This window comes from Cytobacillus sp. QJM3NY_8 (assembly GCF_056173585.1).
In genome coordinates this window covers 1,194,202-1,211,953 of record NZ_CM149681.1, presented here as the reverse complement: position 1 = coordinate 1,211,953, position 17,752 = coordinate 1,194,202, and the positions used below count along the sequence as shown (strand labels likewise).

At 44.1% G+C, this 17,752-nt stretch carries 11 protein-coding genes, 16 tRNA genes and 3 rRNA genes; 2 read left to right on the top strand and 28 right to left on the bottom strand.

Features of this window, described 5'->3' with window-relative positions; all coding sequences use genetic code 11:
• Positions 1-7: 7 nt before the first annotated feature.
• The 7 genes from AC0VZ9_RS06455 to AC0VZ9_RS06425 form a co-directional block, all read right to left on the bottom strand.
• Positions 8-1,036, bottom strand: coding sequence for a Gfo/Idh/MocA family protein (locus AC0VZ9_RS06455; protein WP_251263640.1), 1,029 nt, complete (start codon positions 1,034-1,036; stop codon positions 8-10).
• Position 1,037: 1 nt separating this feature from the next.
• Complete coding sequence (locus AC0VZ9_RS06450; protein ID WP_251157550.1) at positions 1,038-1,778, bottom strand: ThuA domain-containing protein; 741 nt, start codon at positions 1,776-1,778, stop codon at positions 1,038-1,040.
• A 16-nt stretch (positions 1,779-1,794) separates the two neighbouring features.
• Positions 1,795-2,523, bottom strand: a complete 729-nt coding sequence (locus AC0VZ9_RS06445) for a response regulator transcription factor (RefSeq protein WP_009331570.1) — start codon at positions 2,521-2,523, stop codon at positions 1,795-1,797.
• 1 nt (position 2,524) lies between these two features.
• Positions 2,525-4,315 carry a sensor histidine kinase gene (locus tag AC0VZ9_RS06440; RefSeq protein WP_251175763.1) on the bottom strand — a complete coding sequence of 597 codons (1,791 nt, stop codon included), beginning with the start codon at positions 4,313-4,315 and terminating at the stop codon, positions 2,525-2,527.
• A 147-nt stretch (positions 4,316-4,462) separates the two neighbouring features.
• Entirely contained in the window at positions 4,463-5,749 is a 1,287-nt protein-coding gene (locus AC0VZ9_RS06435) for an ABC transporter substrate-binding protein (RefSeq protein WP_009331572.1), read from the bottom strand.
• A gap of 69 nt (positions 5,750-5,818) precedes the next feature.
• Positions 5,819-6,646: a carbohydrate ABC transporter permease gene (locus AC0VZ9_RS06430; protein WP_019381349.1), complete on the bottom strand. Its 828-nt coding sequence runs from the start codon at positions 6,644-6,646 to the stop codon at positions 5,819-5,821.
• On the bottom strand, positions 6,646-7,587 hold the full coding sequence (locus tag AC0VZ9_RS06425) for a carbohydrate ABC transporter permease (protein WP_009331574.1): 942 nt from the start codon (positions 7,585-7,587) through the stop codon (positions 6,646-6,648). The genes AC0VZ9_RS06430 and AC0VZ9_RS06425 overlap by 1 nt, the downstream gene beginning before the upstream one ends.
• Positions 7,588-7,771: 184 nt before the next feature.
• On the opposite strand from AC0VZ9_RS06425, the gene AC0VZ9_RS06420 reads away from it, so the two are divergent.
• Complete coding sequence (locus AC0VZ9_RS06420; RefSeq protein WP_217027419.1) at positions 7,772-8,680, top strand: nuclease-related domain-containing protein; 909 nt, start codon at positions 7,772-7,774, stop codon at positions 8,678-8,680.
• 723 nt (positions 8,681-9,403) lie between these two features.
• On the opposite strand, the gene AC0VZ9_RS06415 is transcribed toward AC0VZ9_RS06420, so the two are convergent.
• The 21 genes from AC0VZ9_RS06415 to AC0VZ9_RS06315 all read right to left on the bottom strand — a co-directional run bounded on the left by AC0VZ9_RS06415 (position 9,404) and on the right by AC0VZ9_RS06315 (position 17,160).
• Positions 9,404-9,485 (bottom strand) — tRNA-Leu (locus tag AC0VZ9_RS06415).
• Positions 9,486-9,508: 23 nt separating this feature from the next.
• Positions 9,509-9,597 (bottom strand) — tRNA-Leu (locus AC0VZ9_RS06410).
• Between the two features lie 28 nt (positions 9,598-9,625).
• Positions 9,626-9,699, bottom strand: a tRNA-Cys gene (locus tag AC0VZ9_RS06405).
• An 18-nt stretch (positions 9,700-9,717) separates the two neighbouring features.
• Positions 9,718-9,792: transfer RNA gene (locus AC0VZ9_RS06400), tRNA-Gly, on the bottom strand.
• A gap of 4 nt (positions 9,793-9,796) precedes the next feature.
• Positions 9,797-9,871, bottom strand: a tRNA-Gln gene (locus AC0VZ9_RS06395).
• A 58-nt stretch (positions 9,872-9,929) separates the two neighbouring features.
• A tRNA-His gene (locus tag AC0VZ9_RS06390) sits at positions 9,930-10,005 on the bottom strand.
• A gap of 11 nt (positions 10,006-10,016) precedes the next feature.
• Positions 10,017-10,090 (bottom strand) — tRNA-Trp (locus AC0VZ9_RS06385).
• Positions 10,091-10,097: 7 nt separating this feature from the next.
• A tRNA-Tyr gene (locus AC0VZ9_RS06380) sits at positions 10,098-10,181 on the bottom strand.
• 17 nt (positions 10,182-10,198) lie between these two features.
• Positions 10,199-10,274, bottom strand: a tRNA-Thr gene (locus AC0VZ9_RS06375).
• 18 nt (positions 10,275-10,292) lie between these two features.
• Positions 10,293-10,365 (bottom strand) — tRNA-Phe (locus AC0VZ9_RS06370).
• A gap of 23 nt (positions 10,366-10,388) precedes the next feature.
• A tRNA-Asp gene (locus AC0VZ9_RS06365) sits at positions 10,389-10,465 on the bottom strand.
• A 3-nt stretch (positions 10,466-10,468) separates the two neighbouring features.
• Positions 10,469-10,542 (bottom strand) — tRNA-Met (locus AC0VZ9_RS06360).
• Positions 10,543-10,551: 9 nt separating this feature from the next.
• Positions 10,552-10,627: transfer RNA gene (locus AC0VZ9_RS06355), tRNA-Val, on the bottom strand.
• 4 nt (positions 10,628-10,631) lie between these two features.
• Positions 10,632-10,706 (bottom strand) — tRNA-Glu (locus AC0VZ9_RS06350).
• A gap of 16 nt (positions 10,707-10,722) precedes the next feature.
• Positions 10,723-10,813, bottom strand: a tRNA-Ser gene (locus tag AC0VZ9_RS06345).
• Between the two features lie 3 nt (positions 10,814-10,816).
• A tRNA-Asn gene (locus AC0VZ9_RS06340) sits at positions 10,817-10,891 on the bottom strand.
• 20 nt (positions 10,892-10,911) lie between these two features.
• Positions 10,912-11,028 (bottom strand): 5S ribosomal RNA (gene rrf, locus AC0VZ9_RS06335).
• A gap of 186 nt (positions 11,029-11,214) precedes the next feature.
• Positions 11,215-14,150 (bottom strand): 23S ribosomal RNA (locus tag AC0VZ9_RS06330).
• Positions 14,145-14,276, bottom strand: a complete 132-nt coding sequence (locus tag AC0VZ9_RS06325; RefSeq protein WP_258760818.1) for a hypothetical protein — start codon at positions 14,274-14,276, stop codon at positions 14,145-14,147. The genes AC0VZ9_RS06330 and AC0VZ9_RS06325 overlap by 6 nt, the downstream gene beginning before the upstream one ends.
• 181 nt (positions 14,277-14,457) lie before the next feature.
• Positions 14,458-16,007 (bottom strand): 16S ribosomal RNA (locus tag AC0VZ9_RS06320).
• Together the 16S, 23S and 5S rRNA genes with 16 tRNA genes alongside form the textbook arrangement of a ribosomal RNA operon.
• A gap of 277 nt (positions 16,008-16,284) precedes the next feature.
• A complete protein-coding gene (locus AC0VZ9_RS06315; RefSeq protein WP_251263805.1) occupies positions 16,285-17,160 on the bottom strand; it encodes a nucleotidyltransferase-like protein in 876 nt (291 codons plus the stop codon).
• A gap of 150 nt (positions 17,161-17,310) precedes the next feature.
• Between AC0VZ9_RS06315 and AC0VZ9_RS06310 the strand changes: the two genes are divergently transcribed.
• Positions 17,311-17,667: a YgzB family protein gene (locus tag AC0VZ9_RS06310; RefSeq protein ID WP_009335859.1), complete on the top strand. Its 357-nt coding sequence runs from the start codon at positions 17,311-17,313 to the stop codon at positions 17,665-17,667.
• Positions 17,668-17,752 lie beyond the last annotated feature (85 nt).

The window sequence follows — 17,752 nt, the reverse complement described above, 5'->3', positions numbered from 1 at the left end:
ATGCACCTCACTTAATTCTGACAATCTGCTTTGTTTCGCTCGACTCCAGCGCAGCAAGTATCACTTGGAGCGACTTCATTCCCTCAGAACCAGGAATCGCAGGCTCCTGTTCATTTAAGATGCTTTCAAGAAAATGATCAATGACGCCTGAATTCTTTTGTCCTCCTTCTTCATTTGTCTGAATCCCGCCAAGTTCGTACTTCACTGTTTCACCGTTTGCATACTGAACAATGAGAGAATTCACCGGATCATCTTCTAATCTCAAAATTGCCTTTTCTCCATAAATAATTGTGGAATTGTCTTCTTTTGAGACATAAGACCAGCTTGCAGCCAATGTACCGATTACACCGCTTTCCGTTTTTAAAACGCATACCGCTGTATCATCGACATCAGCACCCATCTTGGCACTTGTCTCTACGAATGCTCCTGCCTCAGCAAACTCTTCTCCCAGCAGATAACGCAGCAAGTCGGTCTTATGTACACCAAGGTCGCCCATGGCGCCAATAAAAGCCTGATCTTTTTTGAAGAACCAGCTTTCTTTGCCATCTGCACTCCATCCCTCTGGCCCGCCGTGGCCAAAAGCCGTCCGGAAACTATAGATTTTTCCAGCTTCACCTTTTGCAATCAATTCCTTTGCTTTTTTATGAGATGGAACAAAGCGCTGATTATGAGCAATCATTAATTTCTTTCTATTCTTACTGGCTGCTTCAATCATGTCCTGTGCCTCTTCCATAGAAGTTGCCATAGGCTTTTCACATAGTACATGCTTGCCGGCGTTTAATGCTGCAGCTGATATGGGAGCATGCAGATAATTCGGGGTGCAGACACTCACTGCATCTATATCCTTATTAGCCAGCAATTCTCTATAATCGGTGTACACCTGCGCCCCGTACAACCCGGCAAACACATTTGCACGCTCTTCATCAATATCACATACCGCTGCAATGACAGCCCCGCTGCTTGCATGATATTCAGGCATATGCCGATGCTTGGCTATACTTCCACAGCCAATTATTCCAATTTTGAGTTTTTTCATCTTAATTCTCCACTCCTTCTTGACTCACTCTGATTCTCTCCAATGGCTTCGCATTTCCATAGACCGGTACGGGAAGATCAGTTGGTTTAGCCCACTTAACAGCATTTTTAATAACCTGCTGAACGTCCTTATGATAATAAGTTGGATACGTTTCATGTCCTGGGCGAAAATAAAAGATTTTCCCTTTTCCGCGCCTGTATGTACAGCCGCTCCGGAAAACTTCCCCGCCTTCAAACCAGCTCACCATTACAAGTTCATCCGGTGCAGGGATATCAAAATGTTCCCCATACATTTCTTCTTTTTCAAGTTCAATATATTCTCCAAGTCCTTCTGCAATGGGATGGCTCGGGTCTACAATCCAAATCCGTTCCTTTTCATCCGCTTCTCTCCACTTTAAATCACAGGATGTTCCCATCAATGCTTTAAAAATCTTAGAAAAATGGCCGGAATGCAGGACAATCAGCCCCATTCCATCCAGCACTCTTTGTTTTACTTTTTCAGCGATTGCATCCTCAACTTCCCCATGCGCGAGATGCCCCCACCAGACCAAAACGTCTGTTTCCTGTAAAACAGCATCACTAAGTCCATGCTGAGGCTCATCCAATGTAGCTGTCTTTACTTTATAATCTTCTTCATTTAAAAAGTCTGCAATGGCACCGTGAATACCATCCGGATAGACAGACCTTACCTTTTCATCCTTTTGTTCATGACGATTCTCATTCCAGACAAGCACGTTGATCATAATCTTCCTCCTTCTGTTAATTCATGCTTCGATATTCATTTGGGGAAATCCCCTCTGTCTTTTTAAAGACTTTGCTAAAGTACTTTTCATCCTGATAGCCGACCTGGAAAGCAATTTCATAGATTTTCAGTTTAGGGTTCTGCAGAAGCTCTTTTGCCTTGTTCATTCGGACATTCGTAATAAAATCCGTTATGGTAGCCTGATATTCATGTTTAAACTTCCTGGAAATGTACTCCCTGCTTAAATAAAATCTGTCTGCAATTTCCTGCAGGTTAATATCCTTGTTATAGCTTTCCAGCAAAAACTGTTCTATTTGCTGAATCACATTCATCTCCCCGCCATGCTCCTTCTGGCATTCCTCTGGAGGACTCTGCTGTTTCCATTCATTTATGGCTTTCTCCAGGGTTTCATTCAATATTTCAGGATCAATAGGCTTCAAGATATAATCAAAGCTTTTATAACAGATGGCATTCCTCATATAGTCAAAATCATCATATCCGCTGACGACAATCGTCTTGCTGGATAGATCCGAAGAATGAATCCATTTTAAAAGGCTTATGCCATCTCTCTTTGGCATGCTCATATCAGTGAATATGATTTCCGGGCGATGCTCTTTAATCAGCTTTATGGCCTCATTTCCATCTACCGCCTCCAGGATTGTGTCAATTCCAAAGCGGCTCCAATCCGCAAGAAGCAACAAGCCTTCCCTCACATGTTTTTCATCATCCACAATAATTGCTTTCATCTTATCCACCTTCCATCCTTTTTGGAAGTTTAATAGAAACAAGCAGCCCGCCGCGCTCAAGATTCTTAAGCTGCAGGTATGCACGATTGCCATAATAGAGTTTTAACCGGGTGTAAACATTCTTCAGTCCGATATTCGTTAACTCAACCTTTTGCCCTATCCTGTCATTCATCAAATGCAATCGGATTTCCTCCAGCCTGCTCTCAGAAACGCCGCTGCCATTATCCCCGATCAGAATATCCAGATAAAATTCATCCTGTCTGCAGGTGATACTAACCTCTCCTGTTTTTTCCCGTGCATCAAAGCCATGCTTAAAATAATTCTCCACTATGGGCTGTAAAATCATTTTCGGCACAGGAAACCCCAATGCTTCTTCATCAAGCTGAAAACTGAACTGAAGCTGGTCACCGAACCGCTCTTTTTGCAGCAGGAGATAGGACTTGGTATGTTCGATCTCTTTTTGAAGAGGAACCATATCCTCCTCCATATTCATGCTGTACCGCATGATTTTAGAAAGGCGGGTAACAGACGAATAAATCTGCGGACCCTGATTTTTTAATGCCGCTGTTCCGATGGACTGCAATGCGTTATATAAAAAATGCGGATTAACCTGGGACTGCAGAACCTTTAGCTGATTGGTCTTGTTCTCAAGCTGAAGTTTATACTCCCGATTGATCAAATCATTTATTTTATCGATCATTTGTTTAAATCGATCACCGAGATAGCCAATCTCATCATTGCCAAAAGATTGAAAACGGACATTAAGGTTTCCTTTTTCAACCTGATCAATATATTTCAGCAGGATTCTGATTGGTGAAGTGATTCTAACAGAGATAAATAGAGTGGCAAGAATAACCAGGATGAGTCCGATTACGCCAAACATGATATTGATTTTCGCCACGCTGAATGCACTTTCATATAAAGTGGTATATGGGACACGCTTAACAAGATACCAGCCGCCAGAATTTTGCGATAATTGATCGTATATCATGACGCCGTTGAATGAACCTTCTTTCCATTCAACCGTGCCATTAACTTTATTTGTACTCATTACCCAATCTATCCAATCAGTCGTTTTAGTATCTTCATCAGTTTCATCAGTTGAATGGTAGATCAATTCCCCTTCAGGAGATATAATATAGAATTCTTCATTTTCCTCCGAGTAAAGATTACGGCTGATATTGGTTATTTGATCTGGTGAGAACTCCAGTGAGATATATGCCAATATATCATCTGATGGAATATTGATTAAAGATCTGTGAAGCGTTATTACATTTTTAGGCTTTTTGTCCTCAGGCTCCTTTATCTTATGAATAGGCTCAAGATACATATTGCTTGGACTTTCTTTTGCTTTTAGGTAAAATTCCTGATTGGCATTTGTCAGCTTCTTTGAAAAAATAACTGTAGAGCGCCTGGAAGCTGTTATAAGACGATCTTCCTTTGCAACAGCAATGTTGACCCTTTTAATATTTTCTTCTGCATACAGTATGGTAGAAATTACATTTCTTACAGCTTCCACTGCCTGATAATTATTTTCCTTTTGGGGATCTTTTAAAAAGTTTATTAAACCTGGATTATTGTAAAGGGATAGTGTTAATCCATCCAGCTCATTTATGTAACCCTCCAGGTTCACTTTTCCTTGATATAATAGGTTGCTATTTTCCTTGATGGCCTGGTCTTTCAATGATTCCGCTGTATGATAATAAGTGATGATTATAGACGCCCCAAATGGAACGATCGTTGCTACCATCAATAGAACAATCAGTTTATTCCTAATGCTCTTTTTGAACATGTACATCCCCCGCTGCTTTGTCTTTTACAATAGTATAAAGCGAACTTCCCTTTTTGGGGATGCCTTTTTGCTATGGGGTTTTGCTTATCATTAAAATATAAAACAGAAAGCATATCTTCCGCAGACATGCTTCCTGTTTAACCAAATTTATTTCAAATTATCCCAGGATGCCTGGAAGCGTTCAACGAGCGTATCATAGTCGATCTTTCCTGCAGCGTATTCCTGGATTGTTGCAGCAAACTCTTTATTTGCACCATCAGGCCATCTGAACCATGTCCAAGGAACAGTTTTCTCTTCCTTAGAATACTCAAGAATATGCTGGCCAAGAGGCCCTAAACCGGTTGGCTCTATATTGTCGAAGGCAGGAATGAACGCAAACTCTTCTGTGATATAACGCTTTCCTGTTTCAGAAGAAACCATCCAGTCAAGGAATAATTTTGCTTCTTCAAGATGTTCTGAATTTTTATTAAGAACCCAGTTGTTCGGAACGCCTACTGGTAAACGGTCTGCTTCAGCTTCATCATCAGTCAGCGGAATTGGAAGGAATCCCATGTTAATTTCAGGGTCGATTTCAAGAATCATGTTTTCTGTCCAGTTTCCCTGCTGAAGCATAGCCGTTTTGCCGGAAGCAAATAGAGTCACTTGCGTATTGTAATCTGTTGTTAATGGATTTTCATTTCCGAAGTTTATTTCAGTATCAAGCACTTCTTTGAACTCTTTAAATTTATCATTGCCAATAATCTTTTCAGATCCGCTGTATAGGCCCTCAATAAATGCCACTGGATCTTCCTGCTGTGCAAATGGAATATTTAATAAATGCTGACCAATTACCCACCACTCTCCGTAACCGGCAGAGAAAGGAGTAATTCCTTTATCCTTTAGTTTTTCAGCAGCATCCTTCAATTCAGAAATCGTATTAGGCGGTTCAGTAATGCCTGCTTCTTCAAATAAATCCTTATTATAAATGAAACCGTATCCTTCAAGGTTTACAGGCATTCCATAAAGTTTTCCGTCTGTATCAGTCATTGGTACTTTTCCAATTGGAAGCACATGCTCTGCCCAAGGCTCATTTGAAAGATCTGCAAGATGCTCCTTCCAAAGCTCCAATTCTTTAAATCCGCCATTGTTAAAAATGTCAGGCTGTTCGCCGGATGCAAACTTTGCTTTTAATGCGGCACCATAATCAGCACCGCCGCCGACTGATTCAAGCTTTACTTTAATATTCGGATGCTCTTTTTCGAATTCACCGATCATTTCCTGAAGCTGATCGGCAATCTCCACTTTAAACTGGAACAAATTTAATGTTACCACTTCATCCTCATTCTTTGAATCATCCTTAGGCTTTTCGTCCCCTGAAGAGCTGGAAGAAGAACAGCCTGCCATAATGCCCGCCATCAGAACCAATGACAGCAGTAATAAAGCAAAGCGTTTCATTTTGTTTCCCCCCTGAATAATTTTTTATATAAACTTTAACAGCCCATATGGCCGCAAAAGTCTCTATAACTACTTGATGGAGCCTTGTGCAATGCCTTTAATAATATGCCTCTGCAGGAACAGGAAGAAAATAACGACCGGTGTAATGCCCATTACAAGGGCGGCCAGTCCCATGTCCCATTGCTTTGTATATTGTGCAAAGAATGAACTTGTGGCCAAAGGAATCGTCCTAAGTTCTGCATCCTGAAGCACAAGAAGCGGCAGCAGATAATCATTCCAGATCCATAATGTATTTAAAATAACAACCGTTACAGTGATTGGTTTTAGAAGCGGAAAAACAATTCTCCAAAAGACCCCAAACTGGCTGCACCCATCAATTCGGGCCGATTCTTCTATCTCTATTGGAACTGTTTTAATAAATCCGTGATACAGGAAAAGCGATAATGGTACACCAAAGCCAAAATACATAATGATGAGACCTGGTATGCTGTTTGTCAGATTCAGCGTGCCTCCCAGCTTCATCAGCGGTATCATGACCGTCTGGAATGGAATAACCATCGCAGAAACAAATAGGGCAAATAGGATTTTGCTGAATTTTCCCGGGGTTCGGACCATCTTCCAGGCAGCCATGGAACTAATGACAACAAGTCCAATATTGCTGATCACCGTAATTATAAGCGAGTTCCAGAAGGCCCGCGGGAAATTAATAATATCCCATACCTTCAAGTAATTGGAGAATAAAAACTCCTGCGGCCACGCTGCAGCATCAATCAAAATATCTGCAAAACCTTTTACAGAATTGATGATCACGAAATAAAAAGGTATGAGGAAAATGACTCCTAATACGATTCCGATAATCTCGAGCAGAAACGTAACCTTCGTATATCTGGGATTCATTATGCCTCAACCTCCCTTTTCTTGGTCATCATAACCTGAACCGTTGTAAAAATAGCCACAACAAGGAAGAACAGAATGGATTTCGCGGTACCAAGACCATACCGGTTATTTTGGAATGCTTCCTGATAAATATTAATCGCTACAGATTGTGTTGAATTAAAAGGACCTCCGCCTGTCAGTGAAATATTCAGATCGAAAATCTTAAAGGCCATTGAAATAGTTAAAAAGAAACAAATCGTAAACGCCGGCAAAATAAGTGGAATAATAATTTTCGTCAGAAGTGTCCAGCTTGATGCCCCATCGATCCTGGCAGCCTCCAGCAATGTCTGGTCAACCCCCTGCAGCGCTGCAATATAAATAACCATCATATATCCGCTGATCTGCCAGGCAAACACAATTACAATCCCCCAGAATGCTGTTGTCTCATCCCCAAGCCATGGGAGCTTAAAAACGGACAGGTCTGTAAGATTTCCAATTGCCGCAAACCCTTTTACAAAAATAAACTGCCAGATGAACCCAAGCAATAATCCCCCGATAACATTAGGAATGAAAAACACAGTCCGCAATAAGTTCCTGGACTTCAATGCTGCGTTCAATAATAACGCAAGCCCAAAACCTAGTAAATTACTAATAATAACCGAAGCTAACATAAACTTGGTAGTAAAAATAAAGGAATCAAAAAACTTAGGATCATTCTTAAAGATCTTTAAATAATTTTCAAGTCCTACCCACTCAACCACAGAACTGACACCATTCCAGGAAGTAAAGGAATAATAAATACCCATCAAAAAAGGAATGATTTGAATCACCAGGAAAAAAATCAATGCCGGTCCTACAAAAGCACTGTATGTTAGCATTTTTTTCAGATTTGCTTTTTTCCTGGATACTGTTTTAACCTCTGAATTGACTGCTGCTTCCCCGACCTCAATCTTTGTCTCCAAATCTTTTCACCGCCCCCTTATCTCTTGCAAACGCTTTCCTACATTATATTTGAAACCGTTTGCATATATAGGTGACTGGATTGACTAAAAAGGTGCAATATTTTGACTTGTTTAAAAGGTTTAACTTGTGTTAATCGAATACATTGCATAGAATGAAGCTATCTTGAATATAGGGATGTGGGCTATGATATTAAAATATCGTTATGAACCGGAAGAATTAAAATTGCTTCAGTGTTTACATGGAAGAATGCGGCTTTCCCCAAAAGATTACAGCCTCTTTCTTAATTTAGAAAAAGGTTTTTCAGGTGAGAAGAAATTTGATGAACTACTAGAACATTCGCCTGAGGAATGGATTATTCTTAATGATTTATTGTTCGATTACAGTAACACCCTTTTCCAAATAGATTCACTATTATTCACTGGAGGCTGTATCTATCTTTTTGAAGTTAAGAATTATGAGGGAGACTTTTATATCGAACAAAACAGATGGTATACAGTACCAGCAAATACTGAAGTTAAAAATCCTCTTCTGCAGCTTCAGCGAAGTGAATCCCTCCTGAGAAGACTTCTGCAGAAATTGGGAGTAGAAACCCCTCTTAAGGCTCTTCTTATTTTTATTAACCCCGAATTTCAATTGTATCAAGCCACAATGAATCTTCCTGCTATATTTCCAGCACAAATTAACCGATTTATAGACAAATTAAAATTGAAATCTCAACCGGCAAATAAGAACCATTTAATGCTGGCAGACAAGTTACTGTCTTTGCATTTGGAGGATATTCCTTATGGAAGGCGATTTGAGTATACATTTGAGGGATTGGAGAAGGGGGTTAAGTGTGCTTCTTGCCAGCACTTTATGGATCGATTGCACAGAGCTGCTTTAGTATGTAAGAATTGCGGATACAAAGAAGATGTCGAATTGGCAATCGTTAGAAGTGTTAAAGAGTTTAGAGTTATGTTTCCCGATATGATGCTAACAACCAATATTGTGCATGAATGGTGTTCTGATATTATTTCAAAGAAAAAAATCCGGAAAATCCTATCAAACAACTTTAATCATATCATTCATGGCAAGACTTCTTACTTTGAATAAAACACAATTATGTTGAGTAGTTTATTTTTAACAGTATGGCATGTCCCCTTCGGCTATCCTCACACGATTCATGAATAAGCAAACATCATTAGATTCTTTTAGATCACACTATCGATACTGAAGGGCTCTATTCAGAATTATTAGTTCCATTCACTGAGGTTATCGAACCTTAATGGCTTTATTCTGCTGCATTAGTTCTGCTCACTTGACATCATGAAACTGAACGGCACTATTCACTTGCATTAGTTCCATTCACGTGACATCTTTGAAACTGAACGGCACTATTCTCTTGCATTAGTACCATTCACATGACATCTTTGAAACTGAACGGCACTATTCTGCTTCATTAGTTCCGTTCACATAAAGTCATCGAATCTTTCTGGCTCTATTTTGGTGCATAAGTTCCGTTCACATAACATCTTCGAAATTTAGAGATTCTTTTTCGCCTCTTCAGTTATTAGTTCCGCTCAATTCACAACATTAGGACACATCGTTTTTTTTCCTCCTGCTAAGTCAATAATTATGTCCTTTTGAATTACTTCCGAACAGTACAGAACCCCATTTCGAAACCACCCTCTGAATCGTTCGGAACCCTGCATTGAAACAACTTGCATCACAATCAGCAGAAGGGCTGCATTGATATTTGCTTTCAGCTTTAAAATTCGCACAGATATTAATTAAACAACAAAAAAAGGTTTCCCAATAGGGAAACCTTTTTTTAGATACCGGTGGTCGGGGTCGAACCGACACTCCAGAAGGAACACGATTTTGAGTCGTGCGCGTCTGCCAATTCCGCCACACCGGCATATTAAAATGTAGTAAATCTTGTGGTGCCGAGGACCGGAATCGAACCGGTACGGTAGTCACCTACCGCAGGATTTTAAGTCCTGTGCGTCTGCCAGTTCCGCCACCCCGGCGTATATCAGCGAATCAAGATTTAGATTATGGAGGCGGCAACCGGATTCGAACCGGTGGTAAAGGTTTTGCAGACCTCTGCCTTACCACTTGGCTATGCCGCCATAAATTGAAGTTTATTCTGGAGCGGAAGACGGGATTCGAACCCGCGACCCCCACCTTGGCAAGGTGATGTTCTACCACTGAACTACTTCCGCAAAATGGCTGGGCTAGCAGGATTCGAACCTGCGAGTGACGGAGTCAAAGTCCGGTGCCTTACCGCTTGGCTATAGCCCATTGATCGTTCATATTACATTTATATGAGAGTTATACTCGTACTGTTACTTTAAAATTATGGGGCGACTGATGGGAATCGAACCCACGAGTGTCGGAGCCACAATCCGATGCGTTAACCACTTCGCCACAGCCGCCATTATAAAATTGGCAGGGGTAGTAGGAATCGAACCCACATCAAAGGTTTTGGAGACCTTCGTTTTACCATTAAACTATACCCCTATATAAATGGTGGAGGGGGGCAGATTCGAACTGCCGAACCCGAAGGAGCGGATTTACAGTCCGCCGCGTTTAGCCACTTCGCTACCCCTCCATATTAACATAAAAAAATGGTGCCGGCGAGAGGACTTGAACCCCCAACCTACTGATTACAAGTCAGTTGCTCTACCAATTGAGCTACACCGGCAAATCAATTCAGTAAAGGTGGCTCAGGACGGAATCGAACCGCCGACACAAGGATTTTCAGTCCTTTGCTCTACCGACTGAGCTACTGAGCCAAATATTATTAATATTGTAAAAATGGCGGTCCGGACGGGACTCGAACCCGCGACCTCCTGCGTGACAGGCAGGCATTCTAACCAACTGAACTACCGGACCAAATTGCGGGGGCAGGATTTGAACCTGCGACCTTCGGGTTATGAGCCCGACGAGCTACCGGACTGCTCCACCCCGCGACAATAATATGGTGGAGGATGACGGGATCGAACCGCCGACCCTCTGCTTGTAAGGCAGATGCTCTCCCAGCTGAGCTAATCCTCCATTATGGTGACCCCTACGGGATTCGAACCCGTGTTACCGCCGTGAAAGGGCGGTGTCTTAACCGCTTGACCAAGGGGCCAATATAGAATTAATAATGGCGGAGAGCAAGGGATTTGAACCCTTGATACGCGGTTAGCGTATACACGATTTCCAATCGTGCTCCTTCGGCCACTCGGACAGCTCTCCATTTGGCTCCGCAGGTAGGATTCGAACCTACGACCGTTCGGTTAACAGCCGAATGCTCTACCACTGAGCTACTGCGGAATAGTGATATTTGTAAAACAGCCCGGCAGCGTCCTACTCTCACAAGGGGACAGCCCCTAACTACCATTGGCGCTGAGAAGCTTAACTTCCGTGTTCGGTATGGGAACGGGTGTGACCTTCTCGCTATCGCCACCAGACTATTTTTCAAAGACAAGTATTATTATACCGTCTTTTTATCATTTTTCAAGAGGAAATTTACTATTTTTCGTTCCCTCAAAACTAGATAATGTATGAAGAAGAATTTGCCGAGTATTCACCAATAACTTGTCTAGCTTCGGCTCCTAACTTCTCTCGAAGTTGAACAGTCGCCTCCGCTTTTCGTTTTGGTTAAGTCCTCGATCGATTAGTATCAGTCAGCTCCACATGTCGCCACGCTTCCACCTCTGACCTATCAACCTGATCATCTTTCAGGGATCTTACTAGCTTGACGCTATGGGAAATCTCATCTCGAGGGGGGCTTCATGCTTAGATGCTTTCAGCACTTATCCCTTCCGCACATAGCTACCCAGCGATGCCTTTGGCAAGACAACTGGTACACCAGCGGTGCGTCCATCCCGGTCCTCTCGTACTAAGGACAGCTCCTCTCAAATTTCCTGCGCCCACGACGGATAGGGACCGAACTGTCTCACGACGTTCTGAACCCAGCTCGCGTACCGCTTTAATGGGCGAACAGCCCAACCCTTGGGACCGACTACAGCCCCAGGATGCGATGAGCCGACATCGAGGTGCCAAACCTCCCCGTCGATGTGGACTCTTGGGGGAGATAAGCCTGTTATCCCCGGGGTAGCTTTTATCCGTTGAGCGATGGCCCTTCCATGCGGAACCACCGGATCACTAAGCCCGACTTTCGTCCCTGCTCGACTTGTAGGTCTCGCAGTCAAGCTCCCTTGTGCCTTTACACTCTGCGAATGATTTCCAACCATTCTGAGGGAACCTTTGGGCGCCTCCGTTACTTTTTAGGAGGCGACCGCCCCAGTCAAACTGCCCACCTGACACTGTCTCCCGCCCCGATAAGGGGCGCGGGTTAGAATTTCAATACAGCCAGGGTAGTATCCCACCGACGCCTCCACCGAAGCTGGCGCTCCGGCTTCTCAGGCTCCTACCTATCCTGTACAAGCTGTACCAAAATTCAATATCAGGCTACAGTAAAGCTCCACGGGGTCTTTCCGTCCTGTCGCGGGTAACCTGCATCTTCACAGGTACTATAATTTCACCGAGTCTCTCGTTGAGACAGTGCCCAGATCGTTACGCCTTTCGTGCGGGTCGGAACTTACCCGACAAGGAATTTCGCTACCTTAGGACCGTTATAGTTACGGCCGCCGTTTACTGGGGCTTCGATTCAAAGCTTCGCTTGCGCTAACCTCTCCTCTTAACCTTCCAGCACCGGGCAGGCGTCAGCCCCTATACTTCGCCTTGCGGCTTCGCAGAGACCTGTGTTTTTGCTAAACAGTCGCCTGGGCCTATTCACTGCGGCTCATCAGGGCTATTCACCCTAATGAGCACCCCTTCTCCCGAAGTTACGGGGTCATTTTGCCGAGTTCCTTAACGAGAGTTCTCTCGCTCACCTTAGGATTCTCTCCTCGCCTACCTGTGTCGGTTTGCGGTACGGGCACCTTTTCCCTCGCTAGAGGCTTTTCTTGGCAGTGTGGAATCAGGAACTTCGGTACTAATTTTCCCTCGCCGTCACAGCTCAGCCTATGTGGTAACGGGATTTGCCTCGTTACCGGCCTAACTGCTTGGACGCGCTAATCCAGCAGCGCGCTTACCCTATCCTCCTGCGTCCCCCCATTGCTCAAACGGTAAAGAGGTGGTACAGGAATATCAACCTGTTGTCCATCGCCTACGCTTTTCAGCCTCGGCTTAGGTCCCGACTAACCCTGAGCGGACGAGCCTTCCTCAGGAAACCTTAGGCATTCGGTGGATGGGATTCTCACCCATCTTTCGCTACTCATACCGGCATTCTCACTTCTAAGCGCTCCACCAGTCCTTGCGGTCTGGCTTCAACGCCCTTAGAACGCTCTCCTACCACTGACATCGGAAGATGTCAATCCACAGCTTCGGTGATACGTTTAGCCCCGGTACATTTTCGGCGCGGAGTCACTCGACCAGTGAGCTATTACGCACTCTTTAAATGGTGGCTGCTTCTAAGCCAACATCCTGGTTGTCTAAGCAACTCCACATCCTTTTCCACTTAACGTATACTTTGGGACCTTAGCTGGTGGTCTGGGCTGTTTCCCTCTTGACTACGGATCTTATCACTCGCAGTCTGACTCCCATGGATAAGTCTTTGGCATTCGGAGTTTGTCTGAATTCGGTAACCCGATGGGGGCCCCTAGTCCAAACAGTGCTCTACCTCCAAGACTCTTACTACATGAGGCTAGCCCTAAAGCTATTTCGGAGAGAACCAGCTATCTCCAAGTTCGATTGGAATTTCTCCGCTACCCACACCTCATCCCCGCACTTTTCAACGTGCGTGGGTTCGGGCCTCCATCCAGTGTTACCTGGACTTCACCCTGGACATGGGTAGATCACCTGGTTTCGGGTCTACGACCACATACTCATTCGCCCTATTCAGACTCGCTTTCGCTGCGGCTCCGTCTCATCAACTTAACCTCGCATGTAATCGTAACTCGCCGGTTCATTCTACAAAAGGCACGCTATCACCCATTAACGGGCTCTAACTACTTGTAGGCACACGGTTTCAGGATCTCTTTCACTCCCCTTCCGGGGTGCTTTTCACCTTTCCCTCACGGTACTGGTTCACTATCGGTCACTAGGGAGTATTTAGCCTTGGGAGATGGTCCTCCCTGCTTCCGACGGGATTTCTCGTGTCCCGCCGTACTCAGGATCCACTCTGGAGGGAACGAAGTTTCAACTACAGGGCTTTTACCTTCTCTGGCCGGCCTTTCCAGACCTGTTCATTTACCTCGTTCCTTTGTAACTCCGTGTAGAGTGTCCTACAACCCCAAGAGGCAAGCCTCTTGGTTTGGGCTAATCCCGTTTCGCTCGCCGCTACTCAGGGAATCGCGTTTGCTTTCTCTTCCTCCGGGTACTTAGATGTTTCAGTTCCCCGGGTCTGCCTTCTATACCCTATGTATTCAGGTAAAGATCCTATCCCATTACGGATAGGGGGTTTCCCCATTCGGAAATCTCCGGATCAAAGCTTACTTACAGCTCCCCGAAGCATATCGGTGTTAGTACCGTCCTTCATCGGCTCCTAGTGCCAAGGCATTCACCGTGCGCCCTTTCTAACTTAACCTACTTCGGCCAATGATAAGCGGCGAATCTCTGCGTCAGCTCCGTCACTGTGCTCCTCACGTACTCTCGTACGCTCCGGTGCTCGTTCGGTCGCTTCCTTGATCTTCTTGCTTCTCATTGCCCTCATGGTTTGTGCTCTTACTTCGTTTTAAAACAAAAATAAGAGAAAAAAACTAAGATGGCGATTACTCGGTTATTGCTTCTTCATTAACATTATCTAGTTTTCAAAGAACGAATCTTTCATTGAGAGATTGAACTCTCAAAACTGAACGAACAAAACACGTCACGTTTCATGTAAATATCCTTAGAAAGGAGGTGATCCAGCCGCACCTTCCGATACGGCTACCTTGTTACGACTTCACCCCAATCATCTGTCCCACCTTAGGCGGCTGGCTCCAAAAGGTTACCCCACCGACTTCGGGTGTTACAAACTCTCGTGGTGTGACGGGCGGTGTGTACAAGGCCCGGGAACGTATTCACCGCGGCATGCTGATCCGCGATTACTAGCGATTCCGGCTTCATGCAGGCGAGTTGCAGCCTGCAATCCGAACTGAGAATGGTTTTATGGGATTCGCTTAACCTCGCGGTCTCGCAGCCCTTTGTACCATCCATTGTAGCACGTGTGTAGCCCAGGTCATAAGGGGCATGATGATTTGACGTCATCCCCACCTTCCTCCGGTTTGTCACCGGCAGTCACCTTAGAGTGCCCAACTGAATGCTGGCAACTAAGATCAAGGGTTGCGCTCGTTGCGGGACTTAACCCAACATCTCACGACACGAGCTGACGACAACCATGCACCACCTGTCATCCTGTCCCCCGAAGGGGAACGCCCTATCTCTAGGGTTGTCAGGAGATGTCAAGACCTGGTAAGGTTCTTCGCGTTGCTTCGAATTAAACCACATGCTCCACCGCTTGTGCGGGCCCCCGTCAATTCCTTTGAGTTTCAGCCTTGCGGCCGTACTCCCCAGGCGGAGTGCTTAATGCGTTTGCTGCAGCACTAAAGGGCGGAAACCCTCTAACACTTAGCACTCATCGTTTACGGCGTGGACTACCAGGGTATCTAATCCTGTTTGCTCCCCACGCTTTCGCGCCTCAGCGTCAGTTACAGACCAAAGAGTCGCCTTCGCCACTGGTGTTCCTCCACATCTCTACGCATTTCACCGCTACACGTGGAATTCCACTCTTCTCTTCTGCACTCAAGTTCCCCAGTTTCCAATGACCCTCCCCGGTTGAGCCGGGGGCTTTCACATCAGACTTAAGGAACCGCCTGCGCGCGCTTTACGCCCAATAATTCCGGACAACGCTTGCCACCTACGTATTACCGCGGCTGCTGGCACGTAGTTAGCCGTGGCTTTCTGGTTAGGTACCGTCAAGGCACCGGCAGTTACTCCGGTACTTGTTCTTCCCTAACAACAGAGTTTTACGATCCGAAAACCTTCATCACTCACGCGGCGTTGCTCCGTCAGACTTTCGTCCATTGCGGAAGATTCCCTACTGCTGCCTCCCGTAGGAGTCTGGGCCGTGTCTCAGTCCCAGTGTGGCCGATCACCCTCTCAGGTCGGCTACGCATCGTTGCCTTGGTGAGCCGTTACCTCACCAACTAGCTAATGCGCCGCGGGCCCATCTGTAAGTGATAGCCGAAACCATCTTTCAGCTTTCCCTCATGTGAGGGAAAGAATTATCCGGTATTAGCCCCGGTTTCCCGGAGTTATCCCAGTCTTACAGGCAGGTTGCCCACGTGTTACTCACCCGTCCGCCGCTGACTTCAGGGAGCAAGCTCCCATCTGTCCGCTCGACTTGCATGTATTAGGCACGCCGCCAGCGTTCGTCCTGAGCCAGGATCAAACTCTCCATATAAGAGTTGATTAAGCTCATAAATTGTCTTTTCAAAAAAGACTAAAGAATTAACGTTGACGTTTTTGTTCGTTCAGTTTTCAAAGATCAATTTCTCTTTGTTATATTTTACCTAATCGCCCAGAAGCGACTTTATCAATATAACATGTGTTGAATTTAGTTGTCAACACTTTTTTTATAAGTTATCCGTCGTCTGTGAAAATGTTTTTCGTTCATATCGCAGCGACGGATATAAATATAACAAGGATTTAAATAAAGGTCAATAACTTTTAAAGTTTTTTTACGATAATTTTTTTTTGAGTTTGTAATACCTGTGATAAATTCCTTGCCCTTTTGTTTCAACATTTACTGTTTCGATAAAATGCTTATCAATCAAATACTCAAGAAGCATGCTTAAGTCAACTGCATATAGATAAAGCTCTTCATGGTTCATAATATCGTGGATGGACCATGCATCTTTCTCAGCAAGCACATCTGCAAGATGGCTGATTCCTTGCTTAGTTCTTGAATGAATTAGAAATTCACTTGCAAGAAACAGAAGCTCCAGTCTTTTTTCAAGAGGCTCCTGGCTATTCACCAATTCTTCATATAGCTTCATTATTTCAGGTTCAATTTGCTTTACCTGGTTCCAGACAGTTACCTCTGGATGGAATCCATTTTCAATAACAGCCAGTCTGGCCAGGTGATGAAGGGAATGAACAATATGGTTATAGGCATCAAAATAATGGCGATTTTCAAAAAAGGCTTTGCCATCCATATATCTTCTGATCAGCTTGGCAAACTCAAGACCCATTTTTAATTTTCGCCCATAGAACGGAAATTCTCTTAATTCCACCTTCAGGTTATGAATATATTCATTTCGATCGAATAAAACTTTCCCATTATAGAGCCAATCAAAGATCTTTCGGTTCGACCCCAGCAGGATCCATTCGCGAAGCTGCTTGTCTGTCACAATATGAAGAGCAGCTTTTTTATCTTTATATGTGTAATGTTTAACAAACACAGGTTCATCTGCTTCCTCTACAAGGATCAGCAGTACAGCATCAAATGTATCAGTAGCAGGAATAGCTTTTTGCAGTTTCTCGGTCATAATCACGCCAAGAGTGTTTGTCTGGCTTGCCCGTTCTTGATATATAGGACGGAGAATATCTTCCATCATAATTCCTCCATTTTATTGATAGCGTATATCTTCGACAATTATAAATGAAATCCTTCCTAAATGTGAGACATTTTTCGACACCATTCTATATTAATATTTATTTACGCAAAAGGAGTATGGTATAGTTAGTTTTTAGGAGGGAGCAGAATGGCTAAGTACTCAAATAAAATCAATAAGATTCGTACATTTGCCCTTAGTTTAATTTTTATCGGATTTATCGTTATGTATCTCGGAATATTCTTTAGGAATTCCGCTCTTCTCATGACAATATTTATGCTTCTTGGAATGCTCTGCATTCTTGCTAGCACCGGTGTATATTTTTGGATCGGCATGCTTTCAACAAAAACCGTGCAGGTGGTTTGCCCAAATTGCGGAAAACATACAAAGATGCTTGGCCGAGTTGATATGTGCATGTACTGTAATGAACCTTTAACGCTCGATCCAAAACTTGAGGGCGTTGAATTTGATGAAAAATACAACAAAAAAAATACGAAGCAGAGCTGATTTATCTCTTGCTTCATATTCAAGTTTTAAGAATGACCGGCTAACTGAAAGCCGGTTTTTTTATGGAAAAATAAAAAGCTGACAG